General features: G+C 45.2%; 23 protein-coding genes. 11 read left to right on the top strand and 12 right to left on the bottom strand.

Going from position 1 to position 26111, the window contains the following annotated elements:
• The first annotated feature begins 10 nt into the window (after nt 1-10).
• Nucleotides 11-370 carry a 50S ribosomal protein L19 gene (gene rplS, locus DQX04_RS03990; protein ID WP_111914587.1) on the top strand — a complete coding sequence of 120 codons (360 nt, stop codon included), beginning with the start codon at nt 11-13 and terminating at the stop codon, nt 368-370.
• Nucleotides 371-429: 59 nt separating this feature from the next.
• The gene (locus DQX04_RS03985) at nt 430-1017 is read left to right on the top strand and encodes a DNA-J related domain-containing protein (protein WP_111914586.1); all 588 of its coding nucleotides are present in this window, start codon (nt 430-432) and stop codon (nt 1015-1017) included.
• 4 nt (nt 1018-1021) lie between these two features.
• On the opposite strand, the gene DQX04_RS03980 is transcribed toward DQX04_RS03985, so the two are convergent.
• Genes DQX04_RS03980 through DQX04_RS03970 form a run of 3 tightly spaced genes read right to left on the bottom strand, consistent with a single transcriptional unit; the run spans nt 1022 to nt 2569 of the window.
• Nucleotides 1022-1381, bottom strand: a complete 360-nt coding sequence (locus DQX04_RS03980) for a response regulator (protein ID WP_111914585.1) — start codon at nt 1379-1381, stop codon at nt 1022-1024.
• A 60-nt stretch (nt 1382-1441) separates the two neighbouring features.
• On the bottom strand, nt 1442-2077 hold the full coding sequence (locus tag DQX04_RS03975) for a cytochrome b/b6 domain-containing protein (RefSeq protein ID WP_165831934.1): 636 nt from the start codon (nt 2075-2077) through the stop codon (nt 1442-1444).
• 21 nt (nt 2078-2098) lie between these two features.
• Complete coding sequence (locus tag DQX04_RS03970; RefSeq protein WP_111914583.1) at nt 2099-2569, bottom strand: cytochrome c; 471 nt, start codon at nt 2567-2569, stop codon at nt 2099-2101.
• A 175-nt stretch (nt 2570-2744) separates the two neighbouring features.
• Here DQX04_RS03970 and DQX04_RS03965 point away from each other — a divergent pair, with 175 nt between their 5' ends.
• Both DQX04_RS03965 and DQX04_RS03960 read left to right on the top strand, forming a co-directional pair.
• On the top strand, nt 2745-5855 hold the full coding sequence (locus DQX04_RS03965) for an amidohydrolase family protein (RefSeq protein ID WP_111914582.1): 3111 nt from the start codon (nt 2745-2747) through the stop codon (nt 5853-5855).
• The gene (locus tag DQX04_RS03960; protein ID WP_111914581.1) at nt 5855-7141 is read left to right on the top strand and encodes an amidohydrolase family protein; all 1287 of its coding nucleotides are present in this window, start codon (nt 5855-5857) and stop codon (nt 7139-7141) included. The genes DQX04_RS03965 and DQX04_RS03960 overlap by 1 nt, the downstream gene beginning before the upstream one ends.
• Nucleotides 7142-7146: 5 nt before the next feature.
• Here DQX04_RS03960 and DQX04_RS03955 read toward each other — a convergent pair whose 3' ends face one another.
• Entirely contained in the window at nt 7147-7947 is an 801-nt protein-coding gene (locus tag DQX04_RS03955; RefSeq protein WP_111914580.1) for a response regulator, read from the bottom strand.
• 152 nt (nt 7948-8099) lie between these two features.
• Here DQX04_RS03955 and DQX04_RS03950 point away from each other — a divergent pair, with 152 nt between their 5' ends.
• Together DQX04_RS03950 and DQX04_RS03945 are read left to right on the top strand one after the other, a co-directional pair.
• On the top strand, nt 8100-8405 hold the full coding sequence (locus tag DQX04_RS03950; protein WP_111914579.1) for an STAS domain-containing protein: 306 nt from the start codon (nt 8100-8102) through the stop codon (nt 8403-8405).
• Nucleotides 8406-8410: 5 nt separating this feature from the next.
• Complete coding sequence (locus tag DQX04_RS03945) at nt 8411-10078, top strand: SpoIIE family protein phosphatase (RefSeq protein ID WP_111914578.1); 1668 nt, start codon at nt 8411-8413, stop codon at nt 10076-10078.
• Here DQX04_RS03945 and yciH read toward each other — a convergent pair.
• From yciH to DQX04_RS03930, 3 genes are read right to left on the bottom strand one after another with little or no spacing between them, the layout of a single operon-like run.
• A complete protein-coding gene (yciH, locus tag DQX04_RS03940; RefSeq protein ID WP_111914577.1) occupies nt 10064-10396 on the bottom strand; it encodes a stress response translation initiation inhibitor YciH in 333 nt (110 codons plus the stop codon). The two genes, DQX04_RS03945 and yciH, sit on opposite strands and share 15 nt — an antisense overlap.
• A 3-nt stretch (nt 10397-10399) precedes the next feature.
• Nucleotides 10400-11161 (bottom strand): hypothetical protein, encoded by a 762-nt coding sequence (locus DQX04_RS03935; protein ID WP_111914576.1) that lies wholly within the window; start codon nt 11159-11161, stop codon nt 10400-10402.
• A gap of 53 nt (nt 11162-11214) precedes the next feature.
• Complete coding sequence (locus DQX04_RS03930; RefSeq protein WP_111914575.1) at nt 11215-11913, bottom strand: sensor histidine kinase KdpD; 699 nt, start codon at nt 11911-11913, stop codon at nt 11215-11217.
• A 64-nt stretch (nt 11914-11977) separates the two neighbouring features.
• Between DQX04_RS03930 and cysB the strand changes: the two genes are divergently transcribed.
• Nucleotides 11978-12952: an HTH-type transcriptional regulator CysB gene (gene cysB, locus DQX04_RS03925; RefSeq protein WP_111914574.1), complete on the top strand. Its 975-nt coding sequence runs from the start codon at nt 11978-11980 to the stop codon at nt 12950-12952.
• A 34-nt stretch (nt 12953-12986) separates the two neighbouring features.
• Here the strand turns inward: cysB and DQX04_RS03920 are convergent, their stop codons facing one another.
• The 3 genes from DQX04_RS03920 to pabB all read right to left on the bottom strand — a co-directional run bounded on the left by DQX04_RS03920 (nt 12987) and on the right by pabB (nt 16453).
• On the bottom strand, nt 12987-14363 hold the full coding sequence (locus DQX04_RS03920) for an L-serine ammonia-lyase (RefSeq protein WP_111914573.1): 1377 nt from the start codon (nt 14361-14363) through the stop codon (nt 12987-12989).
• A gap of 83 nt (nt 14364-14446) precedes the next feature.
• On the bottom strand, nt 14447-15046 hold the full coding sequence (locus DQX04_RS03915; RefSeq protein WP_111914572.1) for a CoA pyrophosphatase: 600 nt from the start codon (nt 15044-15046) through the stop codon (nt 14447-14449).
• Nucleotides 15047-16453 (bottom strand): aminodeoxychorismate synthase component I, encoded by a 1407-nt coding sequence (pabB, locus tag DQX04_RS03910; protein ID WP_111914571.1) that lies wholly within the window; start codon nt 16451-16453, stop codon nt 15047-15049.
• Nucleotides 16454-16570: 117 nt separating this feature from the next.
• On the opposite strand from pabB, the gene DQX04_RS03905 reads away from it, so the two are divergent.
• Entirely contained in the window at nt 16571-18085 is a 1515-nt protein-coding gene (locus tag DQX04_RS03905) for a fumarate hydratase (RefSeq protein WP_111914570.1), read from the top strand.
• Nucleotides 18086-18118: 33 nt separating this feature from the next.
• On the opposite strand, the gene DQX04_RS03900 is transcribed toward DQX04_RS03905, so the two are convergent.
• Complete coding sequence (locus DQX04_RS03900) at nt 18119-18823, bottom strand: hypothetical protein (protein WP_111914569.1); 705 nt, start codon at nt 18821-18823, stop codon at nt 18119-18121.
• A 186-nt stretch (nt 18824-19009) separates the two neighbouring features.
• Between DQX04_RS03900 and smc the strand changes: the two genes are divergently transcribed.
• Genes smc through ligA form a run of 3 tightly spaced genes read left to right on the top strand, consistent with a single transcriptional unit; the run spans nt 19010 to nt 25606 of the window.
• The gene (smc, locus tag DQX04_RS03895; RefSeq protein ID WP_111914568.1) at nt 19010-22474 is read left to right on the top strand and encodes a chromosome segregation protein SMC; all 3465 of its coding nucleotides are present in this window, start codon (nt 19010-19012) and stop codon (nt 22472-22474) included.
• 30 nt (nt 22475-22504) lie between these two features.
• Nucleotides 22505-23560 (top strand): cell division protein ZipA, encoded by a 1056-nt coding sequence (zipA, locus tag DQX04_RS03890; protein ID WP_165831933.1) that lies wholly within the window; start codon nt 22505-22507, stop codon nt 23558-23560.
• Between the two features lie 15 nt (nt 23561-23575).
• Nucleotides 23576-25606, top strand: a complete 2031-nt coding sequence (ligA, locus tag DQX04_RS03885) for an NAD-dependent DNA ligase LigA (RefSeq protein WP_111914566.1) — start codon at nt 23576-23578, stop codon at nt 25604-25606.
• Here the strand turns inward: ligA and DQX04_RS03880 are convergent.
• A complete protein-coding gene (locus DQX04_RS03880; RefSeq protein WP_111914565.1) occupies nt 25589-26110 on the bottom strand; it encodes a hypothetical protein in 522 nt (173 codons plus the stop codon). The genes ligA and DQX04_RS03880 overlap by 18 nt on opposite strands.
• Between the last annotated feature and the right edge of the window lies 1 nt (nt 26111).

Genomic DNA, 26111 nt, shown 5'->3' with positions numbered 1-26111 from the left:
GAGAAAACAGATGGCTAAAGTAAATAAAGCTATTCTTCTTGAGCTCGAAAACGAGCAATTGAAGCAAGATGTACCGGAGTTCGCTCCAGGTGACACCATTATCGTCAATGTTAAAGTTAAAGAAGGTAACCGTGAGCGTGTACAGGCCTTTGAAGGTGTTGTAATTCGTAAGCGTAACCGTGGTTTACACAGTGCTTTTACAGTTCGTAAAGTATCTAGTGGTGAAGGCGTAGAGCGTACGTTCCAAACTCACAGCCCATTAATCGACAGCGTGAAAGTTAAGCGTCGTGGTGCTGTACGTCGTGCGAAACTTTACTATCTTCGCGAGCGTAGCGGTAAATCTGCACGTATCAAAGAAAAGTTGGGTTAATTCTCGACACGAAAATCCCGGCACTTGCCGGGATTTTTTTTGTCTGTACACTGGCAAATATGAATAAAGAAGCCATACAAACCGCTGTAGAAACTATTCTTTTGGCACAAGTGGGTTCGCTAAAGGAATTTGAGCTTATTCAAAAATTACAATCTCCGCCCTATGAAATTTTGAGTAAGAAAGCTTTACACGGAGAGCTTTCACTCTTTCAAACCCACTTCTTAGTTTTCCATTGCTTATATAAAATTCGCCAACAATGGCGGAAAGAGCAGTTCCTTGATTTGAATATTGACGCTTTAGATATTCGGTTAATGCCATACGACGCCGGGCAGTCGGGTTTAGTTGTCGAAGATAAACTTGAAAAATACTATCTCGACTGGGATGAGTGGGAAAAAACTACACAAGCCGATGTGGAATCTTTACTGAATCAATTCTGGTCAGGGTTTATCGAAGAGAGTCGCCCGCCCAGTGTGTCTAAAGATGATGCATTAGTGACACTTTCTCTGGAAGCCTTGCCAAGTAAAAAGTCCGAATTAAAGGATGCATATCGGCGAGCAATTCATCGTACTCATCCCGACAAAGGTGGAAGCGCAGAAGAAGCCCAAGCCGTGCAACTAGCCTATGAGTCACTGCTGTTTTACGTTTAAGTCGTTATAGGTATTGTTGCATCACTTCGTCTAAAGCGTCTGGGGAAACGGGCTTATGGAGCGTATGGTTCATTCCTGCTTCTCGGCATGCGTTTAGCTCGTTAGAACTCTGATGGCCGGTAAGCGCAATGATTGGAGTGTGTATAAACGCCTCTTGCGTACGCAGCTTTTCGCAGACTTCCGCACCGTTTAGCTTAGGCATTTCATAATCTAAGATAATTAGCGATGGGGTACATGATTGAGCCTTTTCTAAAGCTTCCTCGCCATCGCCCGCAGTTACAATTTGGCACTCGTAAGAGCTTAGCATTGCTTTAAGTACTTCAAGGCTAATAAAGTCGTCATCTGCAATTAAAACAGAATTCATGGCTTGTCCAAATTTGCTTAGTGGCCCTTCAGACTATCATAGCTATATCTAAAATGAGAACTACCCCAAAAGCCATGTTAGCCATGCTGCATTCACAGCAAGCAATAAGTAACCCCACCAGCCAGATACGAGGCGAACTTGAGGTGCGGGGGAAATAGCCTTTTTTCCGTGAATCATGGCCATAGCGAGAGGTTTGCCTAGAAATCTATAAGCTATGATTGCTGAAATATGAAGAATGATGAGTATTTTTAGGACTGACCACAATGAGTGGTGAATTGAAGTAAGCGTATAAGCTAGGTCGGTGCTTACCCAAGGGGCTAAAGGCCCGCGAAAGAATATACCATCGTCTGTAAACAAGCCTGTTATTCCTTGGCTCAGAATGATGACCAGCATGAGTAATACAGACCAACCACCTAGCGGGTTGTGGGTAACACCAAGATCTTTTTGCGTTTCAGATTTAAAATTCTTAATGTAGTTTAAGGTCGCTTTGGGTGAGCTTATAAAATAACTGAAGCGAGCGTTTTCACTTCCGATAAAGCCCCAAATAAAACGAGTGAGTACGAGTGAAAGCATGAGAACACCAATTTGCTGGTGTAAATCGACGTATTCCGGTTTACCGCCGGTAAACCATAAACATAGAATACCGATAATTAGAAGGCCGTGAAAACCACGTATAAATCCGTCCCAAACTTTCACAAGTACAACTCCTTTGTTGATTTAGTCAGCGCGGTAATTGTTATGGCATTCACGGCACGTTTGTACGGTAGCCATAAATTTCGCTCTTATCTGACCCATATTGTCGTCTTCGGCGGCTAACGCTAACTCTGCAGATGCGTCTACTAAAGCTTGTGCTTTTTGTTCAAAGTCACTCCAGTCTTCCCAGATTTCTGGCAGTGCGTCAGTGCCTTCGCTAGTGTTTGCACCCGCGCCGGTAAAGCCGTCCCATGGAATATGTGCTAAGTGAGATAAGTTTTTACTTTTCTGCGCGAATACTGCGGCGTCAAATTCAACATCGCCACGCACCATGTCAGCCATAACGCCGAAGTTGGCGCGAATAAGTTGTAATGCGCTTTGGCGATACTCGATAGCGTCTTGTGCTTCATCCGATTGTGCCAGCGCGGAGGTTGCACTGCTTAATAATAGAACTGTTAAGCCACTTGCTAAAAGCTTATTGAATTTACCTTTCATAGAACATCTCCTGAATGCCTTAGCATTGATGGGTTGAAATTGTATTCCTTTCGTATGACAAGATTATGGCATTTTTTTGGTCGTTCTGTGCTATCCATTCGTCTACGAAGACTTGCTATTCTTCTCAATATAAAGGAGAAATGGGTGTATTAAAATTTCTTGTGAGGAAAAACACATGAGGGGAAAGTTTCAGTTAGCTGCATTGAGTGTTTTGTTAGGAACCTTTCCGGCATTGGCAGATCAAACCACGCCAGTGCAAGGAATTCATAACAACAATCCTTCCGTTGTAGCGTTAACTAACGCAACTATTATCACCGAGCCTGGTGAGCGTATCGAGAATGCAACGCTTGTGGTTCAAGACGGCTTAATTCAGAGCATTGAACGAAGTAATCGAGCTCCTTCTGGAGCGCGTGTTGTAGACGCTACAGGTTACACCGTATATCCAGGTTTTATTGACGCTTACAGTAATTACGGTGTTGAGCAGCCAGGTGATCGTCCACGAGGTGGCAGAAGCAATGCTCCTGTTTATACGAATGAGCGCCAAGGCGGTAATGCGAGTAATGCAGCGGTGCACGCAGAACAGCAGTGGTTCGAAACAGTAACTCCTGATGCTAGCGAAGCACAGTCTTATGTACAGCATGGCTTTACCTCTGTGCAGTCGGTAAGAATGGACGGCATTTTCCGAGGCCGAACCACGACGCTTTCTCTTGCCGATAAACTACCAAACGACATTATTTATAATGCTGTGGGCCACCATGCAGCATCTTTTGACAAAGGTAGCTCAAGTCAACAGTACCCCAACTCTCTTATGGGTAGCATAGCGTTGATTCGTCAAACGCTTTCTGACGCTGCTTGGTATGCAGAAGCTGCAGGCTTAAACACTTTACAGGGCCCTGTAGAGTTTAATAGCGCGTTGGATAGCTTGAAAAGTTTGAATTCAGAGCGCGTCATTTTTGAAGCCTCTGATGATTTAAATCTTTTAAGAGCACGTCGTGTGTTTGCTGAGTTCTCAGTGCCTTTTACTGGTGTCGGTTCAGGTTTCGAGTATTCTCGAATTGATGAAATTAAAGCAGCCGATTTAGACCTAATTCTTCCGGTAAACTTCCCAGCAGCTCCAGAAATGGGTGATCAGTTCTCTGAACTAGACGTTTCTCTTGCTGACTTGCGTCACTGGGAGCGTGCTCCAGCTAACGCAGCGGCTTTGGAGCAAGCTCAAGTGCGCTTCTCGTTCACGATGCACGGTTTAGACAACAAACGAGACTTTTGGAAAAATATCCGCAAAGCAGTGGATTATGGATTGTCTGAGCGACAAGCTCTGGCCGCGTTAACCACAATTCCAGCAGCACAAGCAGGTGTGTCAGGGCAGGTGGGGCGAATTTCTCCAGGATATCGCGCTGACTTTGTTGTGGCTCGTGGAAACTTATTTGAAGACGGGGAAATTGTCTCCGTTTGGTTGCAGGGTGAAGAACAAGAAATTGGTAACATGCATCCGGTTTCTTTCTCTGGTGAATATGCAATGTCGCTGTTTGACCATGACCTTAGCCTGACAGTAAGTGACTCTGGAAGAGTAAGCGCGACGTTAAAGATTTCTGAAGATGAAGAAATTTCAGTACGTGACGCTCGCGTTGAAGACGACAAGTTGAAGTTTTTGGCAGACCTTTCCGCTTTAGATATGCCGGGGACTTATCGTTTCGAATTAGAAAGGGAAACCGTTACTACACTAGCTGGCCGAGCGCAGAGTGCTGGTGGGGCGTTAGACACTATCGTGGCAACGAGCACTGCAAATGATGAGGAAAGTAGCGCTTCTGAGCAAAACTCAGGAGATGCGCAACAGCCTGTGGAGTTCGTTAGCCGTTTAACTTATCCAAATGTAGGTTTTGGTCGCGAAAGTCAGCCAGAGCAAATGAATCTTCATATTCGTAACGCCACGATTTGGACAGCAGACGACCAAGGTGTATTGGAAAACGCTGATATGTTGGTGCGCGACGGACGTATCCATCGTATTGGTCGCGACTTGTCTACGCCTCGTGGTTATGAAGTTATCGATGCGACCGGTATGCATGTGACACCAGGTATGGTTGATGAGCATTCTCATATTGCTATCTCGCAAGGTGTAAACGAGGGTACAGAAGCCGTTACTGCAGAAGTTCGTATTGGTGACGTTGTTAACCCAGATGACATTCATATTTACCGCTCTCTGGCTGGTGGAACAACAGTAGCTCACTTGTTACATGGTTCGGCTAACCCGATTGGTGGACAAGGCCAAGCGATTAAATTGCGATGGGGCGAGAGTGCCGAAGGACTGAAGTTCGACCAAACACCGCCAACTATCAAAATGGCGCTTGGTGAGAACGTGAAACAAAGTAACTGGGGTGACTTATACACCGCACGTTACCCTCAAACGCGTATGGGTGTAGCAGCGATTATGCGTGACTACTTCCAGACCGCACAAGAATATACAGAAGCTCAAGAGCAGTATGCCGACTTAAGCCGTTCAGAGAGACGCAGAACTGCGCCGCCTCGCACGAACTATCGACTGCAAGCTCTAGCTGAAATTCTGCAGGGTGAGCGTTTTACTCACGTACACAGCTATGTGGCATCAGAAGTGTTGTCGTTGCTAACTGTTGCTGAAGACCTTGGTTTTAGAATTCAAACGTTCACGCATATTCTTGAAGGCTATAAAGTAGCAGAAGAACTTGCGGAACATGGCGCCGGCGCCTCAACATTCGCCGACTGGTGGGCCTTTAAGTTTGAGGCCTATGACGCTATTCCATTTAACGCTTGTTTAATGATGGAACAGGGCGTGTTAACGAGTATTAACTCTGACAGCCGTGACTTGCAGCGCCGTTTGAATACCGAAGCTGCTAAATCTGTTCGTTATTGCGATATGGATGAGCATGAAGCTTTAAAAATGGCGACTATTTATCCTGCAATGCAGCTTCGCATTGACGAGTACGTGGGTAGCTTAACGCCGGGTAAACATGCGGACTTTGTGATTTGGAACGAACATCCGTTGTCTGCCTATGCGCAACCACAACAAACTTGGATTGAAGGGCGTAAGTACTTTGACCGTAGTGATGATTTAGCACAACGAGCATTGATCGCTGAAGAGCGAGAAATGCTCATTGAAGCTGTACTTAATGCAGGACAGGAAGCTCACCGCGGTGCACGTGGAGGTTATCGTCAGGCACAGCCAGAATGGCATTGTAACGACAACCATGATGTTTGGTTGGAAGATATTTATCATAGTCACGCGCTTGAGCAGGCAACGAGGGAGCTACACTAATGAAAAAGTTTATATTTAGTATTATCGCATGTGTTTCTTTCTCAGTGAGTGCTCACAACATAGCTCCGGGAAGTTCATCAGAGCAGTCTATTTTGTTACAGGGTGGAACCGTCCATACGGTTTCTAGCGGTACTTACCCTGAAACAGATATTCTAATGACCGGCGACACTATTACCGCTATAGGTCGAGACATCACTGCACCAGAAGGAACACGCGTTATTGATGTTTCAGGCCAGCATATTTACCCTGGTCTGATCGCTATAGACACAACCTTGGGTTTAATTGAGCTAGAACAAGCTCGACCTACCGACGACGTGGAAGAAGTGGGTGACGTGACGCCGGAAGTGGTTGCGCACCATGCATTTAACGCCGACTCCGAGATCATTCCTACGGTTCGCTACCTAGGTATTACTCATTCGTTGATCGTCCCTGAAGGAGACCTTGTGCGAGGTCAGTCTAGCTTAATGCACCTTGATGGTTGGAACTGGCAAGATGCACTGCAATTGGGCTCGCTGGGAATGCATGTAACTTGGCCTAGAACCGGTTTAAACAATGCGTGGTGGGAGTGGAGAACTCCAGCACAGCAACGTGAAGCAAATGCCGAAGCTCGCCGTGAACTCCAAGACGTGTTTACAACTGCTGAGGCTTATCATCATGCTCGTACAAGCGGCAACCAAGACCGTATCGATCAACGCTGGGAAGCTATGCGAGGTTTGTTTTCAGGTGACATGAAGCTATTTATTCACGCCAATGATCGTCGTCAAATTGAAGAAGCCCTCGCGTTCAATGCAGAGTATGGCTTTGACATGGTACTTGTAGGTGGACGTGACGCTTGGATGATGACCGACGTACTGGTTGAAAATGACCTTCCAGTTGTCTTTACATCCCCTTACGGTTTGCCTGCTCGTGAAGACGAAGCTTATGACACGGCATATGCTACACCGGCTAAGCTCTATGAAGCTGGTGTTCAATTTGCGATAGGTTACGCCGGTTACTGGGACAGTCGTAACTTAGCTTTCGGTGCGGGTAATGCCGTAGCGTACGGTCTTGAATACCAACAAGCATTGCGTTCAATTACGCTGTCTGCAGCCGAGATTCTGGGTGTTGAAGATACTCTAGGCTCGATTCAAGTAGGTAAGCAGGCGACGTTGATTGTGTCTCGCGGCGACGTTCTTGATCACCTTGGACAAGACCTGTCAATGATGTTTATAGAAGGGCGAGAAGTAGAACTTACAAGTAAGCAAAAGCAATTGTTCGAGAAGTACCAAGAGAGAATAACGGAATAAGTAATTTATTCGTTATCTAACAATTGTTTTAGTGTTCTACGCAAGATTTCTGGTGCGAATGGTTTATCGGTTAAAGCATTCACACCAGCTTGCTCAATTTGAGTTAACTGTAATTCGTCAGCCCGTGCCGAAACCATAAGAATTGGAATGTGTTCGTGTCCGGGCTGATTTCTCACTGCTTCTGCAAGCTCTCTACCATCCATTTCCGGCATATGATAGTCGGTACAGATTAAGTCAAAGTCATTGTGTTCAGCAGCCGATACACCTTCTTTACCATTCGCGGCTTCTACGATACTCGACACGCCAATACTCTCAAAAACTCGGCGTAAATAATGACGCGATAGATTACTGTCGTCGACAAGTAACACTCTAAGATCTTCCACATCAAAGTGGTCGAGGTTAAAGTCTTCTGGTGCTATAAGGTCTAGCGTGGCGTTTATTGCAGTTTGTAAGTCTTTTGACGTAAAGGGCTTAGGTAATATTGCTATGCAACCGGCTTGTTTGAAGAGTTCTAGATGTTCACGTTTGTGTTCGCTTGAAACCAGCATAAATAGAGTCTGTTCAAGAGCAGGATGCTCGCCAATGAAATGCAGTAAATCCATCGCTTCACCGTCTGCGAAGTACATGGCGCTGGTTACAAGATCCGGTTGGAACGATGGTAATTTCGCTTTAGCTTCTTCAATCGACCCGGCTGACTCTACATGGGTTATGCCTTCTTCTTCTAGATGACGAAGGATAACCTTGCGCTGAACGTCAGAGGGTTCTACAAGAAGAATTGATAACTGGTCAGTCGTTAAATTAGCCATACTTAGGTTCAAAACCCTTTAAACACACATCGTTGTTCTCAGAGAGTATGGCAAACGTCAGAGTTTGACAAGCTTTAAGCATATTCAAAACAGGGGTAGACTAGCAGCATTAGAGCGCATATTTTAATAACAACAGCACTTGAGGTACGAACATGAACCTTTTTACGGAATACTCTAGCGATCGGAAGCAGTTTACCATTCGTGTGAAAGGGAAATTTGACTTTAGTATGGTACAGGAGTTTCGCCAAGCGTACTCTGAGATAGGCAATGAACCCGTTAATATAGTTATCGATTTCCGCGAAACCGAATATATCGACAGTGCCGCATTGGGTATGTTGCTCAATATGCGTAAGGCCTTGGGAACCTCTGCAAAGTCTATTCAGTTGATCAATTGCCGCTCTGAAATCAGAAATATTCTAGATATTTCAAGATTCGACAAGTTGTTTCAAATCGACTAAAGCTTGTGCGTGTTTTAATCGTCGACGACCAGTCTATTATTCGTCACGAACTAGGCACCATGGTTGCTCAGTTTGGTTATACCCCTTTAACTGTAGATAGCGGTTTAGAGGCTATTGAGGTCTATCCGGAATTTAACCCAGACATCGTGTTACTCGACGTTATTATGCCAGGATTAAAAGGCTATGAGGTTGCAGTAGAGCTCAAGAAGCTGGCAGGGCATGTCCATTTACCCATTATATTTATCACAGCACTCGACGACAAAAGAAGCTTGCTTAGAGGATTTGAAGCGGGTGGAGATGACTTCATCAGTAAGCCATTTGATCCTTTAATTTTAAGTGCGAAGTTACGAGCGCACATGCGAACAAGAAGTTTAAGCCAAAGTTTAGAAGAGAAAAATAAGCGGCTAGCGTACTTTAACTCTCGTACTGAGAGAGAGTATCGAATTGTTCAACATATCTTTAGTAACGCGCTGGACAAGAACCTACCGAAACTTAATCAACTTCAATCGTTGTTTCTTCCTCAATCTGAATTTAACGGAGATGTCTTTCTTACCGCGTGTGGGCCACTGGGAAATCTATATTTGTTTTTTGGAGACTTTACAGGCCATGGGCTCGCGGCAGCCATAGGAACATTACCGACGTCACAAACATTTTTCACTATGGCGTCACGAGGTAGTTCAATTACCGAGATAGTTAGCGAACTTAATAAACGGTTGCAGCAACTTTTACCTGAAGATATGTTTTGTGCTGCGGTGGTTATGGAGCTCTCGGCTTCTGGAGAACGGATTTCATATTGGAATGGTGGAATGACGCCACCGGCATTGATTGACCCAGATGGTGGCTTACATAATTATTTGACGCCACAGCACGTTGCGTTGGGTATCCTAGAAAACGAGCAATTCGACTCTGGAATTACCTCTTTCGCCGTAGAGCTAGGTAGTAAAGTTATCCTAACTACAGATGGATTGACTGAGTTCGTGGAGCCTTCGGGTAAAATGATGGGGATGGATGGTGTAATCAATCTGCTCGAAAGACATAGTTACTCTTTTGACAAAATTAAAGAAGATATTTGCGACCGCCTCGAAAACCACCAACAAAAAGACGATATTACGTTAGCGGTATTAGATTGCGTGCCTACGCAACTCAATGTTTCACATACGCCCGAGGCTCTTTCTACCATGCCGTTTGAACTGCGGGTTCATTTGAACGTAGAGCAGATTCGAAGCCATGATCCGGTTACGCGTATATTACGTGCATTTAAAGCCGTAGAGGGTTTCAGAGCTCACGCCACTGCAATATTCACTTTAATGTCGGAAGTATATGTGAATGCCATCGATCATGGTCTTCTGGGTATGGACAGCTCTTTGAAAAACTCCTACGAGGGGTTTGAAAAGTATTACCTTGAGCGGGAGAAGCGGTTAGATAATTTACGAGAAGGTCATGTAGAAATTAACGTAAATTATGTACCTGAAGATAAAAAGATATATTTTGAAGTGACTGATTCAGGGGAGGGGTTAACTAGCCTTCAGCAAAATGAAGCTATTGAATTTTCTGAATTGAGTTATGGCAGAGGTTTGAGCCTCATTAAGGAACTTGCCGCAAATGTAGAATGGTTAAACGAAGGTAAGACTATTCGGGTAAGTTATGACTTGGCCAGGTCAACCACCGGCTAACTTTACGGTATAACCTTCTTGTTCCAGCAATGCCTTGCACACTTCACGCTGATCGCCTTGAATTTCAATGGTAAAGTCTTTCACACTGCCGCCAACACCACATTTCTTTTTAAGCTTTTTAGACAACTGCTTCAGGTCTTCTGAACCTAATTGAAGTCCATCAATCACTGTTACGCCTTTGCCTTTCCGACCCTTAGTTTCTCGACGAATACGAACAATGCCATCACCATCTGGGATGGATTCTGGTTCCTTTTCTTGGTCGATACGTCCGGTGTCAGTGCTGTAAACTAGTTGGCTGAGTTGGTCTTTAAAGCTCATGTACTACCATTTCTTTTTCGGCTGGAATAACTCGTCTAAATCGTCTTTCTTATTACGCTTTTTAGCATCAGCAGCATTAGAGTCTCTGAGTTGCGACATGATTTCTTCGAGTTGAGTGTCGATATAATGCGCCTTTTCAGTTACGTAATCGTCTGTTACCGCTGTGTCTCCTAGCATTTTAACAGCTTTCTCATAGTACTGACGAGCAGAGCCCAACATGTTCGACTTTTTCGCGTTATCACCTCTGCGAACTAAACTCTCTACGCTAATCTTAATAAGGAGCTTTTCGATACGAGTTTCTTCTTCGTGGAAGGTTTGGCTATCGACGCGGTTACGACCGTGTTCAGCACGCAACGTTTGCCTAATTCTTTTTAGTGCTTTAATCATAGTGACAATCTGCTTGTCACCTTCTGGTACGGTAAAGGATTCTAGCAATAGTCCTTTGTCTTCTGGGTTGTATGCCGCAATCGCCTGTTCGTATTCATCTAATCGAGTTTTTAGATCGTTCGACTTGGGTTGAATGTCCACAAGTAGTTTCAGAGCATCGCGAGCTCTAACACGGAGTACTTGAACGATAGATTTGCCTAAGGGGAAGTCGCTACATACTGCAATGAGGTCTTCAGTTTGATCTAATACCCCACGATAGCGCAGCAATTGTTGGCGGCGCTCTAGGTCGGTTTTTTGCTTATGCTGTTGAATCGCGTTTACGCCTACGGCAAGCGCAGATAAAGCGAGTATCAGTATAATTATTATGGTTATAAGCATATTGGCGTTAATCGCTTCCTATTTAATCTAATACTCTACCTGAGTTCATTGTTTTAGGGTAGCCTTAGCGTAAATAAGCTACCTCCTAATGCACTGTCATTACTTAGAAAAATACTGCCATTACGATCTTCCACTTGATGAGCTTGCGCAATCAACTTAGCAAAATATAAGCCCAATCCGGTCCGGCCTGAATCTAATTCCATCGCCTGCGGGCTAGTTCTACTTGCATCGAGCATAGACAGTGGGTAGCCGCTTCCATCGTCTCCAATTTCTATAACTAACTCGTTGTTGATTGTGTCTACACCTATTTCAACCGCAACCTTACTTTTCGCGTAACGTAGAGCGTTAATGATCACATCATTGACTAGAATAAGAATTAAGTTTTGGTCAAAAAACCAACTGCCATCATGCTTAACCGAAGTAGTTAACTCAATTCCATGATGAGCTGCATAAAACTGATTACTCGCCTCAAGCTCTTCCGCTAATTCGTCTAAAAAATGCTCTTCTTTGTTTATTGGAAGCTCATCTTTTTGTTGACGGAAAAGGCTCAGCAGTTGCATTAATCCTGTGTTTAGTCTTTGTGTCTCATAATGAATATCGGCAAGTTGGCGTCGAGGTTGAGGTTTTTCTACTTCTTCAGCCACACTTTCAATAGCTTGCAGCAAAAGAAACAACGAATTTTTCATGTCGTGAACGCTTGCTGCAAGAACGGACGAGAAATCGAGGTTATCGTTTTGTTTGACAGGAGGCATAGATACTGACACTCTCATAAGAATTAGGAATAACAAATCATAGAACAACCTCACGGAATTTCTCATGAAGCTGCAACAGTTGCGTTATATCGTAGAAGTGTTGAATAACAATCTCAATGTTTCTGCAACTGCAGAACACCTTTATACCTCTCAGCCAGGAATAAGCAAACAAGTTCGTATGTTGGAAGATGAACTTGGTATTCAAATTTTTGGACGAAGTGGTAAGCATCTAACGCACGTTACCCCGGCGGGCCAGCAAGTTATCGAGATTGCTCAGAATATTCTAAGCCAGGTAGAGGCTGTAAAGTCTGTAGCGGCTGAGCATACTCACCCGAAGCAAGGTAAGTTGAATATTGCTACTACACACACCCAGGCTCGCTATGCGTTACCCGGTGTAATTCAGGATTTTATAAAAAGATACCCAGATGTAAGCCTACATATGCATCAAGGTTCGCCCTCGCAAATAAGTGAAATGGCGGCGAAAGGTGTTGCCGACTTTGCGATTGCGACAGAGGCACTGCACTTGTATCAAGACCTTATTATGTTGCCTTGTTATCACTGGAATCGCTCGCTGCTGGTTCCAAAGGGACATCCTTTAACCGCGCTTGACACGGTTACAATCAAAGACCTAGCCGAGTACTCATTGGTTACTTATGTTTATGGTTTTACTGGACGTTCGCAACTCGACGAGGCTTTTAACAAAGCACGCTTAGAGCCCAAGATAGTGTTTACAGCGACAGATGCGGACGTGATTAAAACTTATGTTCGTATGGGGTTAGGCGTTGGTGTGTTAGCTACAATGGCTTATGAACCAAGCAGAGACTCTGATTTAGTGGCAATACCCGCAGGGCACTTGTTTGCGCCGAGCACAACCAAAATTGGATTTCGCCGTGGCACCTTTTTACGTGGCTACATGTACGATTTTCTTGAGGGGTTTGCGCCACACCTTACGAAGGATAAAATTGAGCAAGCTATGCCACTTCGACACCAAGAAGATATTGATGCTTTGTTCGATTTAGACAAACTGCCCACGCTTTAACACGTGGGCTTTTGAACCTTACAACTCAGAGTGTTTAGCACTCAGTAATGTTGACCGCTAAACCACCGCGTGCGGTTTCTTTGTATTTTGTCTTCATGTCATTGCCTGTGTCCCACATTGTCTTAATTACTTTGTCTAAAGACACTTTGTGGTCGCCACTGCCTCGAATAGCTAATCGAGCAGCATTAATAGCCTTCACAGCACCCATTGCATTACGTTCAATACATGGAACTTGAACAAGGCCACCCACTGGGTCACATGTTAGGCCTAAGTTGTGCTCCATGCCAATTTCCGCGGCGTTCTCAACTTGGCTAATGTCGCCGCCCATTAATTCAGCTAGCGCGCCTGCTGCCATTGAACAAGCGACACCAACCTCACCTTGGCAACCTACTTCTGCACCTGAAATAGAAGCGTTCTTCTTGTAGAGAATACCGATCGCCGCTGAAGTGAGCAGGAATCTGCAAATTGCGTCATCGTCTAACTTCTCAATGAACTTGTCTGCATAACGCATAACCGCAGGAATAATGCCCGCAGCACCATTAGTCGGAGCTGTAACTACACGACCACCGGCTGCATTTTCTTCGTTCACTGCAAGAGCAAACAGACTCACCCAGTCCATAGCCTGCATAGGATCTGTAGACTTTTCGTTTTTAAGACGCTGATAAAACGCTGGTGCACGACGACGAACTTTCAGTCCACCTGGCAAGATGCCCTCGGTTTTAATTCCGGTGTCGATGCACTGAAACATGGTGTTCCAAATATGGACAAGACCTGAGCGAATTTCGTCTTCGCTTCGGAATACTTTTTCATTCGCCATCATCAAAGAGCTAACACGTAATCCGTTTGTTTTACATTGCTCCATTAACTCGGTTGCCGTGTCAAAGGGATAGGGAATGGGCTTATTGTTCTGCTCAATAGCTTCTTCCAGAGTTTCGTCGAACTCTGCATCACGCACGATAAAGCCGCCACCAATGGAATAATAAAGATCGCTAAACAACTCTTTGTCGTCTTTAAAGAGTATAATTTCCATCGCATTGGCATGTTTAGGCATGGTTTTTCTGCGATGAAATTGAATTGCTCCGCTACGAGGAAACGAAATTTCATGCTTACCGAGCAACTTTAGTGTTTCTTCTTTGTCGACTTGTTCTAAAAAGCTGTCGACTTTAGTTGTGTCACAAGTCTCCGGAGCATCTCCAGCAAGACCCAATATAACGGCTTTCCCGGTACCATGACCTTTACCCGTTTGGCCAAGAGAACCATAGAGCTCGACTTTTATATGAGTAACGTCCGCTAAATTACCTCCTTCATTCTCATATTGCATAAGGAACTCTCGGGCGGCTCTCATTGGGCCAACCGTATGGGAACTTGAAGGGCCAATACCTACTTTGTAAATATCGAAAACACTTATCATATAAATTCTTTTAGTTACTCTTGATGGGTTTGGAAATGAACATGGTGCGTAGTGTGGTGATTTTCAATCAGTATAGCAAGCTTCTAAAACACTGGTCGGTACACTTCTTGGCCAGATGGATTAAGCTGATCGGCTAAGCGGCGAATAATTGCGGCCGTTGCGCCCCAAATCAGACTATTTTGCCATGGAATAAAGTGCACCATTGGATACATGGAATTATTGCGGCTAATTTGCAAATGGTTTGCTTGTTCAACTAATTCCGCAAGCGGAACCACAAGCACTTCTGAAACTTCGTTGGCGTCGGGCACTATTTCAACATGAGTTTCTACGATGCCAATAAAAGGTTGAATAACAAATCGCGTTAAAACGGGCTGCGGAGGTAGTGTACCTATTACATTTACAGCTTCTGGCGCAATCCCCAATTCTTCATGGGTTTCTCTAAGTGCTGTAGCTCTTAAATCTATGTCAGAGGGTTCACGCCGCCCCCCTGGGAAACAAATTTGATTGGCATGGTGTCGCATAAACGCAGGGCGCCGCGTAAGTATCACCTCGAGCTCGCCATTGTTGTCCCGAATAGGCACAAGAACACCGCTTGGCTGCCAGTCTAATTGTGGCCAAGTAGGGTAACTAGGCTGATGAAGAGAAAACCTAGCGTGCAGCTCTTCTAACGTATAGTTTGCCATTCAGTGGGGTTGTTCCATTAAAGGTAAAATTTTAGCAACCTTGTCGAAAGTTTCTCTATATTCAATTTCCGCGGTGGAGTCGATGACAATACCACCACCGGCCCAGCAATAAATATGACCTTCCGTTGTGCAAAGGGTGCGAATAGTTATGCTACTGTCTGCTCGACCATGCCTTGAGAAGTAAGCTAAGCTTCCACAATAAACCGATCGTCGGTGTGGCTCTAACTCTTCAATAATCTCCATCGCTCTTACTTTTGGCGCTCCAGTAATAGAGCCGCCCGGAAACATAGCGCGCATAAGGTCGAAAGCGGAATAATTTGGATTGAGTTCACCTACAACAGTGCTGACTAAGTGATGAACTGCTGGAAAGCTCTCGAGTTTAAAAAGCTCGGGTACATGAACTGTACCTGGCATACAAACGCGACTCATGTCATTGCGAAGTAGATCTGCAATCATGAGATTCTCAGCACGGTCTTTCTCACTTGCCAATAGCGCTTGAGCTTCGGCTTGGTCTTGTTTTTCGGAACTGCCTCGGGGGCGAGTTCCCTTTATGGGGCGTGTTTGAACATGCTTGTTGTCTGTCACCTTCACAAAGCGCTCGGGTGATAGGCTCAGTACAGCACCGTCATTCAGTTGAATATAGCCTGAGAACGGAGCTTTGTTGTGGCTTCTAAGGTGACAATACGCAGACCAACTGGAGCCCTGAAAGGATGCTTGGAAACGTTGTGCAAAGTTGATTTGATACGCGTCCCCAGCCTTCAAGTACTCAATTATTTGCTCAAATTGCTTTTCATATTCAGGCTGAGTCATGTTGCTTTGCCAAGCCGAGGTAAGTTGAAAACTATCGCTTGATTCTTGCTGATACGGTGTTTGCCAAAACTCTATTTCACTGTCGCGGGTGCTTTGCTTTGGAGATACAGCAAAGACTTTTTGGTGTTTGTGGTCTAAAACCAATGCTCGCTGATAAATGCCAAAACATGCGTCAGGTAAATTAATGTCGTGCTTTGCTTTTGTAGGCAAACGTTCAATAGTTCTGCCCATGTCGTATCCAATGTAACCCAAAGCCCCACCTAAAAACGGTAGGTCGCTGTTTTCCATGGAAGTACTTTCTAACGATTCGTTCTCTAGCGACAAGTTTTCGCTAAGTGGATGCACTAAGCTTTCTAAGGTTTCGAAAAACTCAGCTTGGGCGATAGATTTGCCATCCACAAAAGTAACCCCATTTCTACTCTCGATTACTTGGTAAGGCTTTCGTACCAGAATGTCGAAACGACTGTCTGGATGATTTGAATTGGCAGAATCAAAAAGCATGGCATAAGGTTCGTTAGCGAACCGCGAGAAAACTTCTAATGCTTTTCCCCATTTAGCGTAGGGCAATTCAATCAATTTTATTGTATTTGATGACATGGACCTGCTTCTAACGACTGGCGAGAACACGACGAAGAGAGTATCATACCGCACACTTTTCGGCATTAAATCGATACATCATTAGCGTGCAATGATGTTTGTATACAGGAGGTCTAAATGACTGTTATTCGTCAGCAGGACTTTATTGATTCAATTGAAGACGCACTCCAATTTATTTCTTACTACCACCCAATCGACTTTGTTGAAGCGCTTGCTGAAGCATACGAAAAAGAGCAAAGCGAAGCGGCAAAAAATGCTATTGCACAAATGCTCGTGAATTCACGCATGTCGGCGCAAGGGCGCAGACCTTTGTGTCAAGACACCGGTATCGTTACCTGCTTCGTCAAAGTAGGTATGGGTGTGAGCTGGGACAAAACTGACTTAACTGTTCAAGAAATGGTTGATGAAGGAACGCGACGCGCATACACCAATGCAGATAATCCATTGCGAGCTTCGATTGTGGCAGACCCAACAGGGGCAAGAAAAAACACCAAAGACAACACACCGTCGGTGGTGCATATCGATATGGTGCCGGGTGACGAAATTGAAGTCATGATTGCCGCCAAAGGTGGCGGGTCAGAGAACAAAACCAAAATGGCGATGTTGAATCCTAGCGATAACATTGCTGACTGGGTAGTAGAAACCTTGCCGAAAATGGGTGCAGGTTGGTGTCCTCCTGGAATATTAGGCATTGGTGTTGGCGGTACAGCAGAGAAGTCTGCAGTTCTGGCTAAAGAGTCGTTAATGGAACCTGTAGACATTCAGGAACTTATTGCGCGCGGACCACAAAATGCCGAAGAAGAGTTGCGCTTAGAAATCTACGAACGTGTCAACAAGCTTGGTATCGGTGCTCAAGGTTTAGGCGGTTTAACTACAGTCGTTGACGTAAAGATTAATTCTTTGCCAACGCATGCGGCATCTAAGCCTGTAACCATGATTCCGAACTGTGCGGCTACGCGCCATGTTCATTTCCACCTTGACGGTTCAGGGCCGGCTCATTTAGAGCCTCCTAAATTAGAAGATTGGCCGGACATTACCTTTGAAGTGGGCGACAATGCACGCCGTGTAAACTTAGATGAGTTAACGCGAGAAGACATCGCCTCTTGGAAGATGGGCGAAACTGTATTGTTGTCGGGTAAATTACTGACCGGCCGTGACGCTGCTCACAAACGCATTAAAGAAATGTTAGACAAGGGTGAAGAGCTACCTGTCGATTTTACTAACAAGTTCATTTACTACGTGGGTCCAGTTGACCCTGTAGGCGACGAAGTTGTTGGACCTGCAGGGCCGACAACTTCTACTCGCATGGATAAGTTCACCGACATGATGCTGGACCAAACCGGTATTTTAGGCATGATCGGTAAAGCTGAACGGGGCCAAGCAACGGTAGAGAGTATCGCGAAACATAAAGCGGTTTATCTAATGGCCGTTGGTGGTGCAGCTTACCTTGTTGCGAAAGCAATCAAAAAGGCTGAGGTAGTAGCATTTGAAGACTTGGGAATGGAAGCTATTTACGAGTTTGAAGTAGAAGATATGCCAGTAACTGTTGCTGTAGACAGTAATGGACAAAATGCTCACCAACAAGGACCTGCAATTTGGTCAGTGAAAATTGCCGAATTAGAAAACGCCTAAAATTTTCTGAATTTTTTTGATAAAAGAGCGGCTTCAATAGCCGCTCTTTTCGATCTCAACGGGAATATTTTTGGTGCGGTTCGTCGTTATGGGACGTTTTACAGCTCGAATGAATGCGCAGGTTAGTGGCTTATCCTGAATCGGAAGAGTTAACCATAAGTAGCGAATTTTTTGCTTCGAGTGCGCAATTTTTAATGTGACTTGCTGTGGCACATGAGTTTTTTCACATTGCAGCATGGCATACAGTAAACGGTCGCGCTGGCAAGGCTCATACCAACTCAAAAATTGTTGTAGATTTTGTTTGGTGCCATACCGTGGGGACTCGTCGTGAAGTTCTGAAGCTTGATCAGACCAAAAGCAGAGCTGCTTTTGAGCTTCAAAAATCATAAAGCCAAGAGGCTCGTCTTGGTCATGTTGTATGGGAATGATAAAAGCGAAGATATGATGTCCGCCGGCGTCTAGCTTGGTCATGAGTAATGTACCCACTTGTACTTCTCGAGCTGTATTCAGATATGCAATAGACTGCCCCTTGTGCGGAAGGGCTTTACTTTCGAAGTCGGGCTGGTTGAGGCAGTAGTCGTGCCAGCATGTGCGGGTTGGCGTAGTGCGTACACGTTCGCACTGATTGTTTACCGCTAATACAAAACCTTTTTGGCTTAATATAAATGCGGGTAAACACTCATCTTCTAATGTCCGCAACAACGCGTTGTAGCGGGTTTCGTACTGTGATTGAATCATCCTTAATTCCTCTTGCTGCTGTACTGTCCATAGTTGTATTCAAGGGAGATCAAGTATGGTCACGACACGAAAGTTTGCAAAGGTTGGAAGCTTTCTTAAGAGATTGTTGAGTGGATTAGTGAGAAACAGTTGTGCCTAAGTTTTTATGGTTTTACACTGGAACTTCAATAACAACAAAAAGAACAAATGCGTTTAAAATACATCCGACTCGCGGGTTTTAAATCCTTCGTAGATAACACCAAAGTTGCGTTTCCTGAGCAAATGACTTGCATTGTCGGGCCGAACGGCTGTGGCAAGTCGAATGTGATTGACGCAGTGCGCTGGGTGCTGGGTGAAAGCTCTGCAAAGAATCTGCGCGGTGACGCAATGATCGATGTTATTTTTAACGGCTCGCAAGCCCGCAAACCAGTGGGGCAAGCTAGTGTTGAATTAGTATTCGACAACCAAGATCACAGGTTACAAGGTGAGTTTGCTGACTTTGATGAGGTGTCAGTAAAACGAGTTGTTACACGTGACGCTCAGTCGTTGTATTTTTTGAACAATGCAAAGTGTCGCCGACGAGACATAACGGACCTGTTTTTAGGTACTGGGCTTGGACCTCGTAGCTATGCCATTATTGAACAAGGCATGATCTCTCGCCTTATTGAGTCTAAACCACAGGAGCTTCGAGTATTCATCGAAGAGGCTGCTGGGATTTCTAAGTACAAAGAGCGTCGTAAGGAAACGGAGAGTCGTATTGGCCGTACGCGTGAAAATCTCGAGCGCCTGACTGATGTCCGAGAAGAGTTAGGTCAACAACTGGCTAAACTTCAGCGACAAGCTTCGGCCGCAAAGCGTTACCAAACGCTAAAAGCAGAAGAAAGAACCTTTAAAAGCCAGTTGCAAGCTTTGAAATGGCTTCATTACCAGCAGCAATGCGACCGTGTTGAACGAGATCTTCAAGCAGAAGAAACAGAGTTAGAGAAATGGTTAGCCGAACAACGTGGAAGTGAGCGTGGGCAAACTGAATTTCGACAAAAAGAGCTCGACTTACAAGAGCAGGTTGACCAAGTTCAAGAGAAATTTTATCAAGCATCTAGCCAAGTCACTTCGGTGGAGCAGCAAATTCGTCACCAACGTCAACTGGCACAAGAAAAGCGCAAGCAACAAGAAGAAATTTCACAGCAGATAAAATTTGCAAAAGAAGAACTGGCAAGTGAGCAGGAGCAGTTGGCTACTTTAGATAGTGTTATCTCGGATGTTGAAGAAACACTCGCACAGCAGCAAGAGGTTTATGAAGAGCGCCTTATTCACCAAGAGCAAGCACAGGAAAGGTTGAACGCTTGGAACGAAAAATGGCAGCAACTGCAAGCAGATGTTCGGCAAGTTGAACAAGATATTTCTCTCGCGCAAGCTCAGCTTAATGCTAATCAGCAAATGTTACAGCAACAGCAAGCAAGGTTTGACACAGTTGTTTCCGAACTTGAGTTATTGAAAACGGAAGCTCCTGCCAGCCCTAAAGCTCTTGAGGAAGAGCTGACAGAACTTGCTAAAGACGAAGAGAAGCAGAAAGAGCTTTTGCACGCTAAAAAAGAACTCCAAAAAGCCATTAAAGAGCAAATAGCGGAACAGCGAGAAGCTAACGATCATCAACAAGAAGTACTGCATACATTGCAAGGTCAACAAGCTTCGTATAAGCAGTTGATTCAGTCTCAGGAAGTCGAGCTAGATAACTTTTCTAAAGGCTGGCTTGAAGAGAACGGTGTTGTCGGTACAGTTAGTGAGTACCTAGAAGTCCCTGAGCAGTGGCGACAAGCTGTCGAGCTATGGTGTCAAAGCGCACTATCAGCACCCGTTATTTCAGGCGCGGTAACAGATGTCCCGAATCAATTTAAAGGTTTATTCTTCACTTTACCTGCCCAGAGAAACGTTGAGTTGCCTGCTTTGGCGGCGCGATTGAGCGGTAAAATGACGTCTTCAAGTTTATTTAATGGCATTGCTGCGGCTGAAAGTTGGGCAGAAGCGCAAGAACTACTATTGAACTCTGAATGGCGCGCAGTGGCATTACCCGACGGTCGTGTAGTGGGGAAAGACTTTTTACTCTCACAAACCGGTGAGCAAGACAGTGTGCTGGCGTGGCAGTCGGCGCTGTCAGATGTAGAAGAAAACCTTAAAACGACTCAGGCAGAAATTACTCAGAACAAAGCGAGGCTTACTGAGCTTGAACAACAGCTAGCGCAATCCGATATAGATATTGACCAGCAGCAAGAATCGTTAGCAAACGCGCAGCGTGCTGCAACAGAGGCAAGAGAACGCTTTAATTATGCTGCCTCTGCGCTTGAGAGACATGAAAAACAGGTGCGCAAGCTGGCGGATGAGAAGGTTGTGTTGGAAGAGTCGATTGCTTTACTTGTGGCCGAACAAGAAGAAGGCCAAATGAAAATGCTCGGTCTTGAAGAGCAATTAGAAGCGGCTAGACCGACCATGAATGAGCATGAAACCTCAGGTCTTACGGTAAAAGCTAATGCTGAGAGCAGCAGCCAGGCTGTCGCCGACGCGCAAAGCCAACTGCATACTATTCAATTGTCAGAGCAGGAGAAGAAAAGCCAACTTGTTCACGCACAAAAGCATATTCAGCGGTTAGAAAAAACATTGTTAGAGCTTTCTGAAAGGCAAGGCTCACAAGTAGACGATGAAAGCTACGAATTTGAGATTCAGCTTTTAGAAGAACAACTAGCCGAGCACTTAATGCAAAGAGAAAGTGCGGAAACAGAGCTTGTCACTGTAAAAGAACAGTTAAGTGCTATTCAAGAAGAGTTAAGTGTATTAAATAAGGGACAGTCGGCAGTGCACGAGCGCATCGCGGCACAACGAGAGAAGGTGGAAAGCCGGAAGTTGGAACTAGCAGCTTCTCGCGAGCGCGGTCATGCATTGTTAGAGAGTTTTAGTGAGGAACAAGTATCACTAAAAGAGGTCTTAGAAAACATGCCTGAAGAGGCAAATGAAACGGAATGGCAAAAAGCCCTCGACGAACGCGCAAGAAAGATTCAGCAATTAGGTGCAATAAACCTTGCGGCAATAGACGAAGTCGAGGCGCAGTCGGAACGTAAAGAATATTTAGATAATCAATATGAAGACTTATCTTCTTCGCTAGAAACGTTAGAAGACGCCATTAAGAAGATAGACCGTGAAACGAGAAGCCGATTTAAGAAAACTTATGATCAGGTAAACGCTGATTTGCAGGCTTTGTTTCCGAAGGTATTTGGCGGTGGTTCGGCATATTTAGATTTAACCGAGGACGACTTGCTCGAGACGGGCGTAACCATTATGGCGCGACCTCCGGGCAAGAAAAATAGCACCATACACTTGCTGTCTGGCGGGGAGAAAGCTTTGACCGCGTTAGCGTTAGTGTTTGCTATTTTCAGACTGAACCCAGCTCCATTTTGTTTGCTCGACGAGGTTGATGCACCACTCGACGATGTGAACGTAGGGAGATTTTGCCGTTTAGTGCAAGAAATGTCAGAATCGGTGCAGTTTATTTACATTAGTCATAATAAAATCGCGATGGAAATGGCCACTCATCTTGCAGGGGTAACTATGCAAGAGCCAGGTGTGTCAAGGTTGGTTGCAGTTGACGTAGACGAAGCTGTAGCTCTCGCGGAAGCGTCTTAATTATAAGAAACAGGAATAGGAATGGACGGCGTGCGCATAATTCTCATTGTTCTGGGATTAATCGTAATTTTAGGTTTGCTTGGGCATGGCCTTTGGAGTATCCGCAAAGGGCAAGGTGGGGCGCGCAGAAATCCGCGGTCTAAAAAGCAGGGTGCGCATAGAAATACTGAAGCAACGAATAGTCGCCAAGTAGACGCTTCAGGATTCGACCAAGACGGTATAGGCCAAGTACGAACTATTAAAGCAACGAGCTCTAGCGTGTCTGGCGTAGCATCAAATAAAAAGACTGAAGCAAAGCCGGTTAAAGAAAAGCCTTTGGTTGAGAAAGGTCCTAAAGAAAAGAAAGAACCCTCGATTGCTCAACCATCGCTCTCACAGCAAACTCTTTTCGAAGAGCTGGAAGAAGAGCAGGTCACCAAGCAAGAGAAGCCTAGGCAAGAGCCTTCGATTGGCGCAGAACAAATCTCTCTCGGTTTTGATGATGAGCCTGAAATATCCAAGCCCGAGCAGGAAGAACACGAGGCAGAAGAGCCGCATGCTGAGCCCACAAGTGAAGCGGATGACTCGGATGATGAACAGTTACAGGATCATGTTACTGATGAGCAAGAAACGGGCGTTGAAGGCGAGACTGACGGTGAGCATGAGGCTCAAGAGAATGACATAGAAGTGATAACCCTTTTCGTTTCCGGGGATATTCAGGGTGCAATCTTGCTACAAACGCTTACCGAGCTTGGATTGAAGTTTGGAGAAATGGATATTTTCCACCGCCATGAAGATACCGCAGGAAAAGGGCCTAAGCTGTTCAGTATCGCTAATATGTATAACCCAGGCGTATTTGATTTAGACGGTATCGAGAACTTCTCGACTCGCGGGGTCGCGTTATTTATGACTTTGCCTATAGAGTCAGACGGTCACAATGCATTTACCATGATGTACAATGCAGCCAACAAAATAGCAGAGGCTATGCCGCGTGCAGCTGTTCTAGATGGCAATAGAAACCCAATTACTAAACAGTCTGTACAGCATACCTACCAAAAGATTAGAGAATTCGAGCGCAGGCAGAAAATAGCTGGCGCGTCACGATAGTTTTGGAGTTGAGTCGTGCCCTTAAATTTTTCTAGCGTTGAAGAAGAAGTTAGTTACTTACGCGACACCATATTTGAACTTGATTACCAATATTATGTGCAAGATCAACCAACAGTCCCAGACGCAGAATACGACAGACTGTATCAGCGTTTAGTTGATCTTGAAAAGGCAAACCCAGAGTTACGCTCAGAGCAATCACCGACACAACGTGTTGGCGGGGTAGCTTCTGGGCAGTTCCCCTCAGTAACGCATGAGCAACCAATGTTGTCTCTCGACAAAGCAATGTCGGAGGACGACTTCCTAGCTTTCCAGAAACGCGCTCACGAGCGCCTTGATATTCAGACTACGTTGGCCTGGTGTGTAGAACCAAAACTAGATGGTCTTGCGGTAAGCCTGCTATACGAGAACGGCCTACTGGTTCGTGGGGCAACTAGGGGCGACGGTAGTACCGGGGAAAATATTACCGACAATGTTAAAACGATTCGTTCTATTCCGCTTAAACTTCGCGGTGACTTCCCTGAAAGGTTAGAAGTGCGCGGTGAAGTATTTATGCGTAGAGACGTTTTTGAGCATATGAATGAGCAGGCATTGAAGGACGGTAGCAAAGTTTTCGCGAATCCCAGAAATGCCGCCGCCGGAAGCTTACGCCAGCTAGACGCGAGTATAACTGCAAGCCGCCAACTATCTTTTTATGCTTATTCGATGGGTGCGGTGGTACCGGAACGACAACTAAACAACGACAGTCATTATGCTCGGCTACAGCAGCTTAAGGACTGGGGCTTTCCAATGTGTCCAGAGACTAAACGACTAGACTCTGACCAAGCGTGTATTGATTATTATCAGTACATATTAGAGCAACGAGACGCGCTAAATTACGAAATTGATGGTGTAGTTCTTAAAGTGGACGCCATTTCACAGCAGCAAAACCTAGGCTTCTCTGCTCGAGCGCCAAGGTGGGCTGTTGCTTGGAAGTTTTCAGCTCAAGAAGAGTTAACGTGGCTTCGTGGTGTCGACTTTCAAGTAGGAAGAACGGGAGCAATAACGCCCGTAGCACGGTTAGAACCTGTGCAGGTAGCGGGTGTGACGGTATCTAATGCAACACTGCATAATGCTGATGAGATAGAGCGTTTAGACGCTAGAGTCGGCGACCGGGTTACTGTGCGTAGAGCAGGCGATGTTATTCCGCAAATTGTTGGCGTGGTTTTAGAAGAGCGTCCGGAACACACTGAAGTTATTTTATTTCCAGACAGTTGCCCAATTTGCGGCTCTCACGTCGAACGCGTTGAGGGTGAGGCGGTAGCGCGTTGCACAGGTGGTTTATTTTGTGCTGCACAAAGAAAGGAAGCCTTGAAGCACTTTGCCTCTCGAAAGGCTATGGATATCGATGGTCTCGGCGATAAGCTTATTGATGCATTAGTTGAACGGGATTGGGTTAAAGATCCTGCAGACTTGTATGGATTAACTCTACACCAGTTAAGTGTATTGCCTCGGATGGGACAAAAATCTGCGCAAAATCTATTGAATGCTATTCAAAAAAGCCGAGAAACAACCTTGCCAAGGTTCTTGTATAGCCTAGGTATTCGAGAGGTTGGCGAAGCAACTGCGATGAATTTGGCGCATTATTTTGGCGAACTAGAGCCTCTGAGAGAAGCTTCTATGGACGCATTGCAGGAAGTGCCTGATGTAGGTCTTATTGTCGCCAAACATATTTATAACTTCTTCCGAGAAGCACATAACCTTGAAGTGATTCAGCGACTGACGGAAGGTGAACAAGCCGTTTCTTGGTCGAGTATAGAGTCTGTCGAGAAGTCAGACGACTTAGCAGGTAGAACCTATGTGCTTACCGGAACATTGTCAAAAATGACTCGTGACGAGGCCAAAGCAGCACTGCAAGCTCGAGGTGCAAAAGTATCGGGAAGTGTTTCAGGTAAAACAACAGCGGTGGTTGCAGGTGAAAGTGCTGGGTCTAAATTGACTAAAGCTGAGCAACTCGGTGTACCGGTTCTAACCGAAGACGACTTATTAGAGTTACTCAACTCTGCGTGAAGATAAGTCTCGCACAAAGCCGTCACTGGTGATATCAACAATGCCGGTTTCGTCGAGTTCAAACTTAATGCTAGGCGTACGCTTTTCGAAGATAAGCGCGTTGTCGTCAATGGCGACTCGAATTCCGAATAAAACGTTCGCAAGGCTGGGTTCAAGCACTAGCTTATGTTCGCCTATTTCAACGCTAAACGAGCGCATATAACGGTTGGCAAATTCTTGAATATAAACCATTGAGTCAGCTTCCAGCACAGCTAGCTGAAGGTTGTAACTTTGTGGGGGAGAGGACATGGCTACAGCTTGAGAGCCTGCTCGGAAATGCCAAATACCATTGCGTTGCTCGAAAGCTAGTGGATAATTTACGGTAACCTCTGTACCGTCCCCAAGAACGGCCGTGCCGGTAAATGCTAACTGAAAGCCGCGTTCATTTTCGTTTTGTTCTTGGCTGTTTGCGGTTGCCACGAAACCCAACAAAGCAACCAGAAATAGGCTTTTCAAGATATTCATG

Source organism: Aliidiomarina sp. B3213 (assembly GCF_003290085.1).
Classification (GTDB): domain Bacteria; phylum Pseudomonadota; class Gammaproteobacteria; order Enterobacterales; family Alteromonadaceae; genus Aliidiomarina.
The sequence above is the reverse complement of the archived record's forward strand: the minus strand, read 5'-3'. Positions and strand labels throughout refer to the sequence as shown.